This is a genomic window from Paraburkholderia sp. BR10937 (genome assembly GCF_040965695.1).
Classification (GTDB): domain Bacteria; phylum Pseudomonadota; class Gammaproteobacteria; order Burkholderiales; family Burkholderiaceae; genus Paraburkholderia.
The window spans coordinates 68,001-81,899 of sequence record NZ_JBFRCL010000040.1; the positions used below are offsets into that span (position 1 = coordinate 68,001).

General features: G+C 66.2%; 13 protein-coding genes. 9 read left to right on the forward strand and 4 right to left on the reverse strand.

The features are described 5' to 3' along the window. Window positions 1–157: 157 nt before the first annotated feature. Together AB4Y44_RS28460 and AB4Y44_RS28465 are read right to left on the reverse strand one after the other, a co-directional pair. Window positions 158–1,807, reverse strand: a complete 1,650-nt coding sequence (locus AB4Y44_RS28460; protein ID WP_368701474.1) for a sensor histidine kinase N-terminal domain-containing protein — start codon at window positions 1,805–1,807, stop codon at window positions 158–160. A 12-nt stretch (window positions 1,808–1,819) separates the two neighbouring features. After that, window positions 1,820–2,572, reverse strand: coding sequence for a response regulator transcription factor (locus AB4Y44_RS28465; protein ID WP_342921200.1), 753 nt, complete (start codon window positions 2,570–2,572; stop codon window positions 1,820–1,822). A gap of 248 nt (window positions 2,573–2,820) precedes the next feature. On the opposite strand from AB4Y44_RS28465, the gene recA reads away from it, so the two are divergent. The 8 genes from recA to AB4Y44_RS28505 all read left to right on the forward strand — a co-directional run bounded on the left by recA (window position 2,821) and on the right by AB4Y44_RS28505 (window position 11,484). Next, window positions 2,821–3,897 (forward strand): recombinase RecA, encoded by a 1,077-nt coding sequence (recA, locus tag AB4Y44_RS28470; RefSeq protein WP_042266320.1) that lies wholly within the window; start codon window positions 2,821–2,823, stop codon window positions 3,895–3,897. Window positions 3,898–3,929: 32 nt separating this feature from the next. Continuing rightward, window positions 3,930–4,838 carry a recombination regulator RecX gene (gene recX / locus AB4Y44_RS28475; RefSeq protein ID WP_368701475.1) on the forward strand — a complete coding sequence of 303 codons (909 nt, stop codon included), beginning with the start codon at window positions 3,930–3,932 and terminating at the stop codon, window positions 4,836–4,838. A 118-nt stretch (window positions 4,839–4,956) separates the two neighbouring features. Next, entirely contained in the window at window positions 4,957–5,652 is a 696-nt protein-coding gene (locus tag AB4Y44_RS28480) for a DUF2889 domain-containing protein (RefSeq protein ID WP_368701476.1), read from the forward strand. A 50-nt stretch (window positions 5,653–5,702) separates the two neighbouring features. Beyond that, the gene (gene sucC / locus AB4Y44_RS28485; RefSeq protein ID WP_342921197.1) at window positions 5,703–6,869 is read left to right on the forward strand and encodes an ADP-forming succinate--CoA ligase subunit beta; all 1,167 of its coding nucleotides are present in this window, start codon (window positions 5,703–5,705) and stop codon (window positions 6,867–6,869) included. Window positions 6,870–6,966: 97 nt separating this feature from the next. Beyond that, window positions 6,967–7,848, forward strand: coding sequence for a succinate--CoA ligase subunit alpha (sucD, locus tag AB4Y44_RS28490; RefSeq protein ID WP_069262862.1), 882 nt, complete (start codon window positions 6,967–6,969; stop codon window positions 7,846–7,848). A gap of 186 nt (window positions 7,849–8,034) precedes the next feature. Further along, window positions 8,035–8,757: a TerC family protein gene (locus AB4Y44_RS28495; protein WP_368701477.1), complete on the forward strand. Its 723-nt coding sequence runs from the start codon at window positions 8,035–8,037 to the stop codon at window positions 8,755–8,757. A 126-nt stretch (window positions 8,758–8,883) separates the two neighbouring features. Continuing rightward, complete coding sequence (locus AB4Y44_RS28500; protein ID WP_368701478.1) at window positions 8,884–9,498, forward strand: pilin; 615 nt, start codon at window positions 8,884–8,886, stop codon at window positions 9,496–9,498. A 144-nt stretch (window positions 9,499–9,642) separates the two neighbouring features. After that, a complete protein-coding gene (locus AB4Y44_RS28505; RefSeq protein ID WP_368701479.1) occupies window positions 9,643–11,484 on the forward strand; it encodes a PglL family O-oligosaccharyltransferase in 1,842 nt (613 codons plus the stop codon). Between the two features lie 3 nt (window positions 11,485–11,487). On the opposite strand, the gene AB4Y44_RS28510 is transcribed toward AB4Y44_RS28505, so the two are convergent. Both AB4Y44_RS28510 and moaC read right to left on the reverse strand, forming a co-directional pair. Beyond that, on the reverse strand, window positions 11,488–11,838 hold the full coding sequence (locus AB4Y44_RS28510; protein ID WP_342921194.1) for a nucleotide pyrophosphohydrolase: 351 nt from the start codon (window positions 11,836–11,838) through the stop codon (window positions 11,488–11,490). 4 nt (window positions 11,839–11,842) lie between these two features. After that, on the reverse strand, window positions 11,843–12,322 hold the full coding sequence (moaC, locus tag AB4Y44_RS28515) for a cyclic pyranopterin monophosphate synthase MoaC (RefSeq protein ID WP_342921193.1): 480 nt from the start codon (window positions 12,320–12,322) through the stop codon (window positions 11,843–11,845). A gap of 168 nt (window positions 12,323–12,490) precedes the next feature. Here moaC and AB4Y44_RS28520 point away from each other — a divergent pair. Further along, window positions 12,491–13,899 (forward strand): M48 family metalloprotease (locus AB4Y44_RS28520; protein WP_368701480.1); only part of this gene is annotated, 1,409 nt, incomplete at its 3' end.

A 13,899-nucleotide genomic window follows, 5' to 3' on the forward strand; every position in this document is an offset into this window, starting at 1 on the left:
GTGCAAGCAAAATCGCGCATTTCGATTTGAACATCTTCTAACGTGGCGATCGTGACTCGCGGGACGCGGATCGGATAAGGGTAAGTCCCATCCCGATTTTCTGACGCGATCCGTCAGTTTCGCGGTGATCTCGCCGCCAAAGCATCGGCGATGCCGCTCAAGCGTGCGTGCGCAGCCGCAGGGTCACTCGCACGAGCGTGCCGGCGAGTCGCGGCGTGTCCTGATAGACGTGATCGTCGATGGCGAGCGTGCCGCCGTGCATCGTGGCGATCTCGCGCACGATCGCGAGCCCGAGCCCGCTGCCTTCGCCGTCGCGCCCGAGAATGCGGTAGAAGCGCTCGAGCACGCGCTCGCGCTCGGCGGACGGAATGCCCATGCCGGTGTCTTCCACCTCGAGATGGACCGCGCCCGCCGCGGGCTCGGGCCGCACGCGCACGGTGATGCGCCCGCCCGCGGGCGTATAGCGGATCGCGTTGTCGATGAGGTTCGAGAGCATCTCGCGCAGCATCACCGGGTTGCCGTCCACTTCGATGCGCGCCGCCGCTTCGCCATCGTCCTCCTCACTGCCGCCGGCTGTTTCGGGGTCTTCGTAGCCGAGGTCCATCTGCTTGGCGAGCGCCGGCTGCACCCAGTCGCGCACGGCGTGGCGCGCCACGTCGGCCACGTCCACGGGCGTGAAGACCTGTCCGGACATGCGGTTTTCCGCGCGCGCGAGTGCGAGCAGCTGCGTGACGAGCCGCGCGGCGTGCTCGGAGCTCGTCGCGATCTGCTCGAGCGAGCGGTGCACTTCGGCGGGCGCGTTCTGGCGCAGCGCGAGTTCGGCCTGGGTGCGCAGGCCCGCAAGCGGCGTTTTCATCTGATGCGCGGCGTCGGCGATGAAGCGCTTTTGCAGCTCCATGTTCTGTTCGAGCCGCGTGAGCAGGTCGTTGAACGAGGTGACGAGCGGCTCGATCTCGGGCGGCGCGCGGCGCGCTTCGAGCGGCGATAGATCGTCGGGCCGGCGCATGCGGATGTTCGACTGCAGCGCGTGCAGGGGCGCGAGGCCGCGCGAGAGGCCGAACCACACGAGCAGGATCGCGAGCGGCAAGATCACGAACTGCGGCAGGATCACGCCCTTGATGATGTCGTTGGCGAGCTGGCGGCGCTTGTCGAGCGTTTCCGCGACCTGCACGAGGACGGGTTGACCTTGCCGGTCGTCGGCGCCGGGATGCTTCGGCTCCACCGTCGTGTAGGCGACGCGGATGTCGATGCCATGCAGCGTGTCGTCGCGGAACTCGACGAGGCCCGGCGGCGGGCGGTCGTCGTCGTGCGGCAGCGGCATGTCGCGATCGCCGCCGATCAGCTCGCCGCGGCTGCCGAGCACCTGATAGAACACGCTGTCGACGTTATCGGCGCGCAGGAAGTCGCGCGTGGAGGCGGGCAGCGTCAGCTCGGCCACGCCGTTCACCGGCTGGATCTGGCGCGCGAGCACATAGGCGTCGGTTTCGAGCGCGCGGTCGAAGGGGCCATTGGCGATCGACTTCGCCACGAGATACGTGACCGCGATGCTCATCGGCCAGAGCAGCAGCAACGGCGCGAGCATCCAGTCGAGAATCTCGCCGAAGAGCGAGCGCGGGCGCGCCCCGGCGGCGGCTTCGGCTTCGTCGGGCGGGGCGAACGGATTGGCGTAGCGGGCGTCGCGCGCGTCGTCGTCGAGGGCGTCGGTCGCGAATGCGGTCGCGCCCGGGGCGCCGTCGCCGGCCGAACCGGCCACGCCTGCGGCGCCCTTGGGCGGCACGGCGCGCGCGATGGGAGGACGCCCGGCCATCGTCGATCCCGCCTACTTGAAGTAGTGGCTGGCGGGCATCGCCGGCGCGGCGTCGGGCGTGCCGGCGGGTGTCTGGCTTGCGCCGGCCTGCGTGTCCTTCGCCTCCTTTTCGAGGCAGTAGCCGAGCCCGCGCACGGTCACGATGCGCACGCCGCCCGCTTCGATTTTCTTGCGCAGCCGGTGCACGTAGACTTCGATGGCGTTGTTGCTCACTTCCTCGCCCCATTCGCACAGGTGGTCGACGAGCTGCTCCTTCGAGACGAGCCGCCCGAGCCGCTGCAGCAGCACTTCGAGCACGCCCAGTTCGCGCGCGGAAAGGTCGAGCACCTGGTCGTTGATGCGCGCAATGCGCCCCACCTGGTCGAACGCCAGCGCGCCATGCCGCACGACGGTCGGGCCGCCGCCCGCGCCGCGCCGCGTGAGCGCACGCACGCGCGCTTCGAGTTCGTTGAGCGCGAAGGGCTTGGCCATGTAGTCGTCGGCGCCGAGGTCGAGGCCTTTGACGCGCTCGTCCACGCTGTCGGCGGCGGTGAGGATCAGCACGGGCAGGTTGGAATTGCGCGCGCGCAAACGGCGCAGCACTTCGAGGCCCGGCATTTTCGGCAGGCCCAGATCGAGGATCAGGAGGTCGAACGACTGCATCGACAAGGCGGTATCGGCATCCACTCCGCTACGCACGTGATCAACGGCATAGCCCGATTGGCGGAGTGATCTCACGAGCCCGTCCGCGAGTATGCTGTCGTCTTCGGCAATGAGGATTCGCATGTTGCGCCAGCGTCGCCTTCGAGGCGTTTTGACCTCGTAGTCAGGCTCGTAACACCCGCGCCGCGCCGCGTCCTTGAAGGCGCGGCCAGGCGACGCGCGGCGGTCTCCCGAAATTCGCGGTTCTGGATCGCCAGAAAGGCTTGCCAAAACCACTGTTTTTTTATACAGTGTCTGCGTTCGTGTGCATTAGCCCGAATGAGGCGTGCGCATGGTCACGAGATGCCGTTCATCATAGCAAAGGACGATTCATGGAAGATAGCAAGAAAGGCTCGGCTGGGCTGACTGCTGAAAAGAGCAAGGCGCTGGCCGCCGCGCTCGCGCAGATCGAAAAGCAGTTCGGCAAAGGGTCGATCATGCGACTCGGCGACGGCGAAGCGGTCGAGGACATCCAGGTAGTCTCCACCGGTTCGCTCGGTCTCGACATCGCACTCGGCGTGGGCGGTCTGCCGCGCGGCCGGGTGGTCGAGATCTACGGTCCGGAATCGTCGGGCAAGACCACGCTCACGCTGCAGGTGATCGCCGAAATGCAAAAGCTCGGCGGCACGGCGGCGTTCATCGACGCGGAACATGCGCTCGACGTGCAATACGCCGCCAAGCTCGGCGTGAACGTGCCCGAACTGCTCATCTCGCAGCCGGACACGGGTGAGCAGGCGCTCGAAATCACCGACGCGCTGGTGCGCTCGGGCTCGATCGACATGATCGTGATCGACTCGGTCGCGGCGCTCGTGCCGAAGGCCGAAATCGAAGGCGAAATGGGCGACTCGCTGCCGGGTCTGCAGGCGCGTCTGATGTCGCAGGCGCTGCGCAAGCTCACCGGCACGATCAAGAAGACGAACTGCATGGTGATCTTCATCAACCAGATCCGCATGAAGATCGGTGTGATGTTCGGCAACCCGGAAACCACCACGGGCGGCAACGCGCTCAAGTTCTATTCGTCGGTGCGTCTGGATATTCGCCGCATCGGTTCGATCAAGAAGAACGACGAAGTGATCGGCAGCGAAACGCGTGTGAAGGTCGTGAAGAACAAGGTCTCGCCGCCGTTCCGCGAAGCCGTGTTCGACATTCTCTACGGCGAGGGCATCTCGCGTCAGGGCGAAATCGTCGACCTCGGCGTGCAGGCCAAGATCGTCGACAAGGCAGGTGCGTGGTACAGCTATAACGGCGAGCGCATTGGCCAGGGCAAGGACAACGCACGCGAATTCCTGCGCGAGAACGCGGACATTGCTCGCGAGATCGAAAACCGCATCCGCGAATCGCTTGGCGTGAGCACGATGCCGGACGGCGTCAACGATTCCGGCGAAGTCGAAGTCGCTGACGAAGAGTAAGTCCACCAGGCTCTCGTAGATAAGGCAAGCTGATGCGCAAGGGCGGGTCACCCACGTCCTCGCCTTCCGGCGAGCAGGCTAACCCGCATGCGGGTTCGCCTGCGGACAGGGGCGCCGAGCGGCGCTCCGCCGTCAAGCCTGCCGACTCGCGCACGAGCCGCTCAAGCCATTTGAGTCGCGACGCCCAGCCGGGCGATCGCGGCTTTGCGCATTCTGGCGCCGCGTTTTCGTCGCCCACCGATCTCGGCGACGATGGCGGCGCGGTCTTCGAAGTCCCATTCGAGGCGTTCTTCGGTGAGGCCGCCGAGGCGGCGGCAAACGTGCCGCCAGAGCCGCCGTCCGAACCCTCATTCAAGCGATCGCGTCGCGCGCCTCTCGAAACGGCGCGCGAATCCAGCGCACCGCAAGGCGACCAATACGAGCGCAGCTCGGCCAGCCGCGCCGCACGCGCCAGCGAGCGCGAAAAGTCGTCCACGGCGAAGCAGCGCCCTGAGCGCTCCCTCAAGGGCCGAGCGCTCGGCTATCTTTCGCGCCGCGAATACAGCCGCGCCGAACTCTCGCGCAAGCTCATGCCGTACACCGAGGACGCCGACGCACTCGAAGTGCTGCTCGATTCGCTCGAACGCGAGGGCTGGCTCTCCGACGCGCGCTTCGCCGAAAGCGTCGTGCACCGGCGCGCGTCGCGCGTGGGGGCAGGGCGGATCGTCAGCGAACTCAAGCGCCATGCGGTGGGCGAAGCGCTGATCGAAGAGGTGAGCTCGCAACTGCGCGAGACCGAGCTCGCGCGCGCCCGCACGGTCTGGCAGAAGAAGTACGGCCAGTTGCCCGAGACGCCTGCCGCACGCGCGCGTCAGGCGCGCTTTCTCGCGGCGCGCGGCTTCTCGATGTCGATCATCGGCAAGATCCTCAAGGGAATCGACGAAGACTGGTCCGATAACTGAGTCGGCCGTCTCAAAAATCCGCTCAGGCAAGTCCCCGCCCGGCCTGTGTGTTCGCGGCTGTCTCAAATACCCGGTATGTTAAAATCACGAGGTTTTCCAATCCGGTCTTACCTCTAGCATGCCGCTTTCTCCGCCCGTGCCCCGCCAGTTGCGCCATCAGCGCGCCATCCGGGCGGTTGCCTATGAGCGTGAAGACGGCCTGTGGGACATCGACGCGTGCCTGACTGACCACAAGCCACGCGACGTGCCGCTCGCCGCCGGTGTCCGGCCCAATGGTCTGCCGATCCATGAACTCTGGCTGCGCATTACGATCGATCGCAAGCTCAACGTCGTCGACGCCGAAGCGTCGTCCGACTGGGTGCCTTACGACGGTCAGTGCCAGAACGCTAATCCCGCCTATCGGGCCCTTATCGGGCTCAATCTCCTCGACAATTTCCGCCGTGAAGCGGGCCGGCTCCTCGCCGGCACGGTCGGCTGCACACACCTCACAGAAATGTTGGGCGTTTTGCCGACCGCTGCGATCCAGGCGTTCGTCGGGGCAGTGTGGGACACATCGAATGGCTCGCCGGGTGAAGCGCCCGGACCGGAACTCGGCAAGACCGCCGGAGGCAGTGAGGCCACCGGTGAAAAGCCGCCCTTCCAGCTTGGCCGCTGCCACGCGCTGCGGTTCGACGGGGAGGCGGTGAAGCAGTTTTATCCGCGCTGGTATGGCCATGTGCCGCGTTCAATCGCACGCGGCGCGGAAACCCCCAGCGTGCGCGACAGCCGGAGCCCGGGCCAAGAGGGCAGGGCCGACGCCGTCTCGCATGAATAACAACAGCGGAATCGAAGTTCACTCCAACTCTCAGACTGAAGGAATCACGCATGAAGATTCACGAGTACCAGGGTAAGGAAATCCTGCGGAAATTCGGAGTCGCGGTCCCGCGCGGCATCCCGGTGTTTTCGGTGGATGACGCGGTCAAGGCCGCTCAAGAGCTGGGCGGTCCGGTTTGGGTCGTCAAGGCGCAGATCCACGCTGGCGGCCGCGGCAAGGGCGGTGGCGTGAAGGTTGCCAAGACAATCGAGCAAGTTCGCGAATACGCGAACCAGATCCTCGGCATGCAACTCGTCACGCACCAGACCGGTCCGGAAGGCCAGAAGGTCAACCGTCTGCTGATCGAAGAAGGCGCCGACATCAAGCAAGAACTGTATGTCAGCCTCGTCGTTGATCGCGTGTCGCAGAAGATCGTTCTGATGGGTTCGAGCGAAGGCGGCATGGACATCGAAGAAGTCGCCGAAAAGCACCCGGAACTGATCCACAAGGTCATCGTCGAGCCGTCGACGGGTCTGCTCGACGCGCAGGCCGACGACCTCGCCGCGAAGATCGGCGTGCCGGCTGCTTCGATTCCGCAAGCCCGCGCGATCCTGCAAGGCCTGTACAAGGCATTCTGGGAAACCGACGCGTCGCTGGCTGAAATCAACCCGCTGAACGTCTCCGGCGACGGCAAGGTCATCGCGCTCGACGCGAAGTTCAACTTCGACTCCAACGCGCTGGCCCGTCATCCGGAAATCGTCGCTTACCGCGACCTGGACGAAGAAGATCCGGCTGAAATCGAAGCCTCGAAGTTCGACCTCGCGTACATCTCGCTCGACGGCAACATCGGCTGTCTGGTGAACGGCGCAGGCCTCGCCATGGCGACGATGGACACCATCAAGCTGTTCGGCGGCGAGCCGGCCAACTTCCTCGACGTGGGCGGTGGCGCCACGACCGAGAAGGTCACCGAAGCGTTCAAGCTCATGCTCAAGAACCCGGGCCTGAAGGCGATCCTCGTGAACATCTTCGGCGGCATCATGCGCTGCGACGTGATCGCAGAAGGCGTGATCGCTGGTTCGAAGGCCGTGAACCTGAACGTGCCGCTCGTCGTGCGCATGAAGGGCACCAACGAGGACCTCGGCAAGAAGATGCTGGCCGAATCGGGCCTGCCGATCATCTCGGCAGACAGCATGGAAGAAGCCGCGCAGAAGGTCGTCGCGGCTGCCGAAGGCAAGTAATTTTCACCGGACACGAATGGCGGCGTGCCGGCGCGAAATCCGCAACGCAAGGCGCGGATGACGCGACGCGCGACGCCAAACGAAAAGAGGTCAATACATGTCGATTCTGATCAACAAAGACACCAAGGTCATCACGCAGGGCATCACCGGCAAGACCGGTCAGTTCCATACCCGCGCGTGCCGTGAGTACGCAAACGGCCGCGAAGCGTTCGTTGCTGGCGTGAACCCGAAGAAGGCCGGCGAAGATTTCGAAGGCATTCCTATCTACGCGAACGTGCGTGAAGCGAAGGACGCCACCGGCGCGACCGTTTCGGTCATCTACGTGCCGCCGGCAGGCGCTGCCGCCGCGATCTGGGAAGCCGTCGAGGCCGACCTCGATCTCGCGATCTGTATCACGGAAGGCATTCCCGTCCGCGACATGATCGAAGTCAAGGACCGTATGCGCCGCGAAGGCCGCAAGACGCTGCTCCTCGGCCCGAACTGCCCCGGCACGATCACGCCGGACGAGCTGAAGATCGGCATCATGCCGGGTCACATCCACCGCAAGGGCCGCATCGGCGTCGTGTCGCGTTCGGGCACGCTGACGTATGAAGCGGTTGCCCAGCTGACCGCGATCGGCCTCGGCCAGTCGTCGGCAGTCGGTATCGGCGGCGACCCGATCAACGGTCTGAAGCACATCGACGTCATGAAGATGTTCAACGACGATCCGGATACGGACGCCGTGATCATGATCGGCGAAATCGGTGGTCCGGACGAAGCGAACGCCGCCGAGTGGATCAAGGACAACATGAAGAAGCCGGTGGTTGGCTTCATCGCGGGCGTCACGGCGCCTCCGGGCAAGCGCATGGGCCACGCCGGCGCGCTGATCTCGGGCGGTGCGGATACGGCCGACGCGAAGCTGGAAATCATGGACGCGTGCGGCATCAAGGTGACGCGCAACCCGTCGGAAATGGGTCGTCTGCTGAAGGCGATGCTGTAAATTCGAAATGCGCCGCTACTCGTGCATCATGTATGCGCGGGCGGCCGGCGTTTTTTGATATGCTTGCGGAATCCTTTCACGAGGTTTCCGAACAAAAGCGAGGGAGCCAGTCATGGCCTCCTCGCTTTTTTATTTGGCTCGCCGCTTGAGCCGCCCATCCTGAGTCACGGCTGAGTCTTCGTCTCCATGCTCGAGTTTTTCGCGACGCTCCATTGGGGCGCTGTCATCCAGATCATCGTCATCGACATCCTGCTCGGCGGCGACAACGCCGTGGTGATCGCGCTCGCCTGCCGCGATCTGCCCGCGCAGCAGCGCATGCGCGGCATCCTGTGGGGCACTGCCGGCGCGATCGCGCTGCGCGTGGTGCTGATCGCGTTCGCCGTGGTGCTGCTCAACGTGCCATTCCTCAAGTTCGCCGGCGGCCTGCTGTTGCTGTGGATCGGCGTTCGGCTGCTCGCGCCCGGTCAACTCGAGCACGCCAACGTTAAGCCTGCCGAGAAGCTGATGGGCGCAATCAAGACGATCATCGTCGCCGACGCCGTGATGAGCCTCGACAACGTGGTCGCGATTGCGGGCGCTGCCGAAGCGGCCGATCCGCGCCATCGCATCGCGCTCGTGATCTTCGGGCTGATGGTGAGCATTCCGCTCATCGTGTGGGGCAGCCAGCTCGTGCTCAAGCTGCTCGACCGCTACCCGGTGATCGTGACGCTCGGCGCGGCGCTGCTCGGCTGGATCGCCGGCGGGCTCATCATCAACGACCCCGCCGGCGACCGCTGGCCGCTGCTCGACACGCCCGCGGCCGAATACGGCATGAGCGCGGCGGGGGCCGTGTTCGTCGTCGCGCTCGGGTCGTGGCTCAGGCGCCGCAACGCGCGGCGCAGCCAGGCGCAGGGGCCGCAGTCGCACTGAGCGCGCAGGGCTGTGCCATAGCGCCTGGGCCATCTGGCCGACTGCTGCGCAAAGCGGGCCGCCGATACGATCAAGACGCCTGTTCACGGCTGTGAGCAGGCGTTTCTTGTTTCAGGAGCCCTGACGATGACCGTATCCGCCCTTCCCATGAGCCCGCCGCCGCGCAACGGCTGCGCGTGTTTTGCAGCCAGACTGTCGCGCCTCGCCGGCGTTGCCGCGCGCTGGACCGCGCGCGGCTTCACGCTGATCGAACTGATGATCGTGCTCGCGATCGTCGGTGTGATCGCCGCCTACGCCATTCCCGCGTACCAGGATTACCTCGCCCGCAGCCGCGTGGGCGAGGGCCTTTCGCTCGCGTCTTCCGCACGCCTTGCCGTGGCGGAGAACGCCGCGAGCGGCAACGCCTTCGGCGCGGGCTACACGGTGCCGCCCGCCACGCGCAACGTGCAGTCGCTGCATATCGACAATACGACCGGCCAGATCACGGTTGCTTTCACCTCGCGCGTGGCGCCGGAGGGCAGCAACACCATCGTGCTCGTGCCCTCGGTGCCCGACAACGCCGATCAACCCACCGCGCGTGTCGCGCTCGCGCAGGGCGGCGTGCAGGGCGGCACGCTCACGTGGGAGTGCTTCGCTGCGGGCAAGACGGCTTCGTCGCTGGGCGCGCCCGGCACGGGCCCGTCGCCGGCGGACGCCGCCACGCTGGCGGGCAATCTCGCGCCGCCGGAGTGCCGCGCATAAGGTTTGCGCACAGGTGCGGGGGCAACGGTGAGCGCCTTCGAGCGCGTTCGCGCAGCGCATGCCGATGCGAGCCAACCGGCCGCAACCGCACAGCGGGGGAAAAGTTTTGTATAGTGCCCCGTTGCTGAACGCCCCCGCCCAACCATGCCTTCCAATTTTGCGCGTTACCTTACGTTCGTCTTGCTGGCCCTCGCGTTGACGCTGCCCTATGCGGTCGTCAACCACACCTATCCGATTCCGACTTTCTACGCGGAATTCGTTGCACTGACACTTTATGTGCTGATGGGCGCCGCCACGTTGCTGCTCGTTCGTCCGGCGCGCACAGGCGAGGGCTTCGCCTCGCCCACGGTCGCGCTCGTGCCGTTTTTCTTTGGCCTGCTGCTGATCGTGCAGACCTTCGCGCTGCCGCTCGCCGAGCCTTCGATGAACTGGCTCGGCGCCGGTTATCTGCTCGCCGCGTTCCTCGCGACGCACGCCGGCTACACCATCACGCGCGCGCGCCTCATGCAGTCCGCACTCGTGTGGGGGGCGTTCGCGCTGCAGTTCGGCGGCCTCTTCGCCGTGTTCACCCAGGTGATTCAGCTCTTTCACCTGGAGACGAAGGTCACGCCGCTCGTGGTGGCGTACAACATTACCGTCGAGCGCCGGCCGTTCGGCAACATGGCGCAGGCCAATCACCTGGCCACCTATATCGCCTTCGCGATGGCGGGTGCGATGTACCTCGAGCTCACGCGGCGTCTGAACATCCTGCTCTGGGGCGTGTTGACCGCGATCTATTCGGGCGGTCTCGCGCTCACCGTGTCGCGCGGGCCGTGGCTGCAGATGGGCGTGATTTTCGTCGCGGGTCTGTGGATCGCGCTCGCGGGCTGCCGCAGCGAAGCCGACGAGGGGCGTGGTGCGGGTGCGCAAGGCCTCGGATCGGCGGCGGGCTCGGGCCGCAAGGCCGGCGGCGTGCGCGCCTGGGTCATCCCGGTCGTGCTCGTGCTGATTTTCTTCGGCATGAATGCGTTCGTGCGCTGGGCCAACGTCCACTACGGCCTGGACCTTGCGCAGTCGGCTGCCGAGCGCATGAAGGACGCCAGCCAGATCGCGCCGCGCCTCGCACTGTGGCGCTACGGCTGGACGATGTTCAAGTCGCATCCGGTGCTGGGCGTCGGCTGGGGCGATTTTCCGGTGCACCAGTTCGAGCTGGCACGCTCGCTTGGCGGCGTCGAGATCGCCAACAACGCGCACGACATCTTCCTCGACCTGCTCGCGAAGACCGGTCTCGTCGGTCTTGCCATCGTCGTGATCGGTCTCGTCGCGTGGTTCGTGCGCGGGCTGCGCGCGCCGCACACCGCCGAGCGCGTGTTCGGCTTCATGCTGATCGGCGTGCTCGTCATGCATGCGCTCGTCGAATATCCGCAGCAGTACATGTTCTTCCTGCTGCCGGCGATGTTCGTGTTCGGTCTGCTGGAGACGAAGCCGCTGCGAGTCGTGCCGTCGCGCGTCTCGCTCGGCGTGTACGCGGTGGTCGTGTTCGGCGGCGTCGCGGCACTGTACCCGGTGCTGCGCGACTACAACCGCGCCGAGGTGCTGTATTACGGACAGCACCCGGCGCGCGACTACGGCGACGATCCTTCGCGCCTCTTCGGCGCGTGGGGCGACTACGGCATGGCCACGCTGTTGCCGCTGAACACCGCGAGCCTGCCGAGCAAGCTTTACGCGCATCAGCGCGCCATCGCGCTGCTGCCCGGCGAGACGGTGCTGCGCCGCTACGCGGTCTTGCAGGCGCTGGACGGCGATATGGCGGGCGCATTCGATACGGTGGAGCGCCTGCGCATTTTCGCCACGGAGCTGCACGACTGGCAGACGCAACTCGCTTCGCTCTACGGCCTGCTCGATGAGCAGCCCACGCTCGCCGACTTCAAGGCGCAACTCGTCAAGAAATACGGGATGCCGGCGAAGTCGGTCGAACAGGACGACGAGGACGATTCGGACGATTGAGCATCAAAGCTCGGAGTATTTCGCGGCGCTGCCTTTCGCCTTCTCCACGGGGTAGCGCTGCGCGTTCAACTTGAGCTTCTCCGCTGCCGCATCGACCAGATCGATCCCCGCGGTATGCGCGACCAGCAAGAGGTAGATGAACACATCCGCGCATTCATGCTTGAGATGCGTGAGTTGCGCGGGGTCGGCGAGCTGTGCGTCGATCTGCGCGTCGGTCTTCCACTGGACCGTTTCCAGCAGCTCGCCTGCCTCGATGCTGGTGGAGACGATCAGGTTGCGCAACGTGTGAAACTGCTTCCAGTCGCGCTCGTCGCGGAAGGCCAGAACCTGCGCGAGCAGTTCGTCGAGCGTCATGGCCTCAGCGCTCCGCGACCCAATCCCCCGACTTCCCGCCGTGCTTTTCCAGCACGCGCACATCGGTGATCGTCATGCCGCGGTCCACGGCCTTGCACATGTCGTAGACGGTCAGCAGTCCGACCTGCACGGCGGTCAGCGCTTCCATCTCCACGCCCGTGCGGCCGAGCGTTTCCACCTGCGCCGTGCAGTGAACCCCGGGCAGCGCTTCGTCGAGCGCGAAGTCCACTTTCACGCGCGTGATCGCGAGCGGGTGGCACAGCGGAATCAGATCCGAAGTGCGCTTCGCCCCCTGGATCGCGGCGATGCGCGCAACGCCGATCACATCGCCCTTTTTCGCGTGGCCGTCGCGGATCAGCGCGAAGGTTGCCGGCAACATGCGGATCGTGCCGCTCGCGAGCGCAATGCGCTTCGTCTCTGCCTTGCCGCCGACATCGACCATATGGGCGTCGCCGGCGGCGTCGAAATGCGTGAGTTCAGGCATGGTGGGTTCTTCCTCGAGGGGTACCTATCTTAACAGCGCGGCACGCCGCGCTTTCTACGCGTCTTGCCTTGCCGCAAGAGTTGTAAGGCGGGCTACAATCGATCGATTGGCGGTCCGCACCGGGCGCGCCGCCGCGCCAGTGCTCCGCGTTCCCCGATCCTGTCATCAATGCGTCTGAAACGGCTGCTTGCTGCATGGTTGTGCGCGTCGCTCGCGGTTTCGCCGCAAGCGAACGCGCAGGCGTCGAATGCCGCCGTGCTCAAGCTCGGCGCGGCCCCGCCGTCGGCCACGCAGCCCGCCCCGGCCCCCTCCGGCCCCGCACCGAATGCGGCCAATGCGGCGCCCGCACTCGTCAGCGGCTCGTTCGACGACGCGGCGGACCCCGTCGTCCCCGCCTCGATCGCGCAGGGCGTGTTCGGCACTTACGGCGGTGCGCAGAGCCGCTTTTCAGCCCAGCAGGGCCAGGCAGGCGCAGCTTCCTCGTCGTCGAGCGGCAATACCAGCGTGCGCGCCCCCGCCTGGGTGCCGCAACTGCCCGACCTCGGCGACGGCTCGGGCGGTGCGCTCACGCCGCAGGCCGAGCGCCGTATCGGCGAGCGCGTGATGCGCGAGATTCGCCGCGACCCCGACTATATCGGCGACTGGCTCGTGCGCGACTACCTCAATTCAGTCGCCGCGCGCCTCGCGGCGGCCGCGAGTGCGCAGTTCATCGGCGGCTATCGGCCCGACTTCGAGCTGTTCGCGATCCGCGACGGCCAGATCAACGCGTTCTCGCTGCCGGGCGGCTTCATCGGCGTGAATTCGGGGCTCATCGTCGTCACGCAAACGGAGTCCGAGCTCGCCTCCGTACTCGGTCACGAAATGGGCCACGTCTTGCAGCGGCACATCGCACGCATGCTTTCGCAGAGCGAGCGCACGGGTCTGGCCGCGCTGGCGGGCGTGCTGTTCGGCATTCTCGCGGGCGTGCTCGCGCATAGCGGCGATCTCGGCGCCGGGATTGCGCTTGGCAGCCAGGCGTATGCCGTGGACAGCCAGTTGCGTTTCTCGCGCGCAGCGGAGCACGAGGCCGATCGCGTGGGCTTCCAGCTCCTCACGGGCGCGGGCTACGACCCGTGGGGCATGGTGGCGTTTTTCGAGCGGCTCGAGCGCGATTCGATGGAAGACACGGGCGTGCCGGCCTACGCGCGCACGCACCCGCTCACCGGCGAGCGCATCGCCGACATGCAGGACCGCGCGCGCCGCGCCGCTTACCGTCAGCCGCGCCAGGCGCCCGAGTACGGTTTCGTGCGCGCACGCGTGCGTGTGCTTCAGGACCGCACGCGCAACGAGTACATCGACGAGGTCTCGCGCTTGCGCTCGGAGCTCGAGGACCGCACGGCGCTCAACGTCGCCGCGAACTGGTATGGCATTGCCTACGCGCAGATGCTGCTGGAGCGCTACGACGACGCCGCGGCGTCGCTCGCGAACTCGCGCGCGGCGTTCGCGCAGTTCGAGGCCGCAGACGGCAGCAAGACGCGCAACTCGCCGAGTCTCGACGTGCTCGCCGTGGACATCGCGCGCCGCGCGGGCCGCACCGA

Bases quoted from the DNA above. Each gene is read 5' to 3' on its own strand.
- AB4Y44_RS28480 (WP_368701476.1), top strand. From the start codon at position 4,957: ATGCCGCTTTCTCCGCCCGTGCCCCGCCAGTTGCGCCATCAGCGCGCC.
- sucD (WP_069262862.1), top strand. From the start codon at position 6,967: ATGTCGATTCTGATCAACAAAGACACCAAGGTCATCACGCAGGGCATC.
- recA (WP_042266320.1), top strand. From the start codon at position 2,821: ATGGAAGATAGCAAGAAAGGCTCGGCTGGGCTGACTGCTGAAAAGAGC.
- AB4Y44_RS28465 (WP_342921200.1), bottom strand. From the start codon at position 2,572: ATGCGAATCCTCATTGCCGAAGACGACAGCATACTCGCGGACGGGCTC.
- AB4Y44_RS28460 (WP_368701474.1), bottom strand. From the start codon at position 1,807: ATGGCCGGGCGTCCTCCCATCGCGCGCGCCGTGCCGCCCAAGGGCGCC.
- moaC (WP_342921193.1), bottom strand. From the start codon at position 12,322: ATGCCTGAACTCACGCATTTCGACGCCGCCGGCGACGCCCATATGGTC.
- AB4Y44_RS28505 (WP_368701479.1), top strand. From the start codon at position 9,643: ATGCCTTCCAATTTTGCGCGTTACCTTACGTTCGTCTTGCTGGCCCTC.
- AB4Y44_RS28495 (WP_368701477.1), top strand. From the start codon at position 8,035: ATGCTCGAGTTTTTCGCGACGCTCCATTGGGGCGCTGTCATCCAGATC.
- AB4Y44_RS28510 (WP_342921194.1), bottom strand. From the start codon at position 11,838: ATGACGCTCGACGAACTGCTCGCGCAGGTTCTGGCCTTCCGCGACGAG.
- recX (WP_368701475.1), top strand. From the start codon at position 3,930: ATGCGCAAGGGCGGGTCACCCACGTCCTCGCCTTCCGGCGAGCAGGCT.
- AB4Y44_RS28500 (WP_368701478.1), top strand. From the start codon at position 8,884: ATGACCGTATCCGCCCTTCCCATGAGCCCGCCGCCGCGCAACGGCTGC.
- sucC (WP_342921197.1), top strand. From the start codon at position 5,703: ATGAAGATTCACGAGTACCAGGGTAAGGAAATCCTGCGGAAATTCGGA.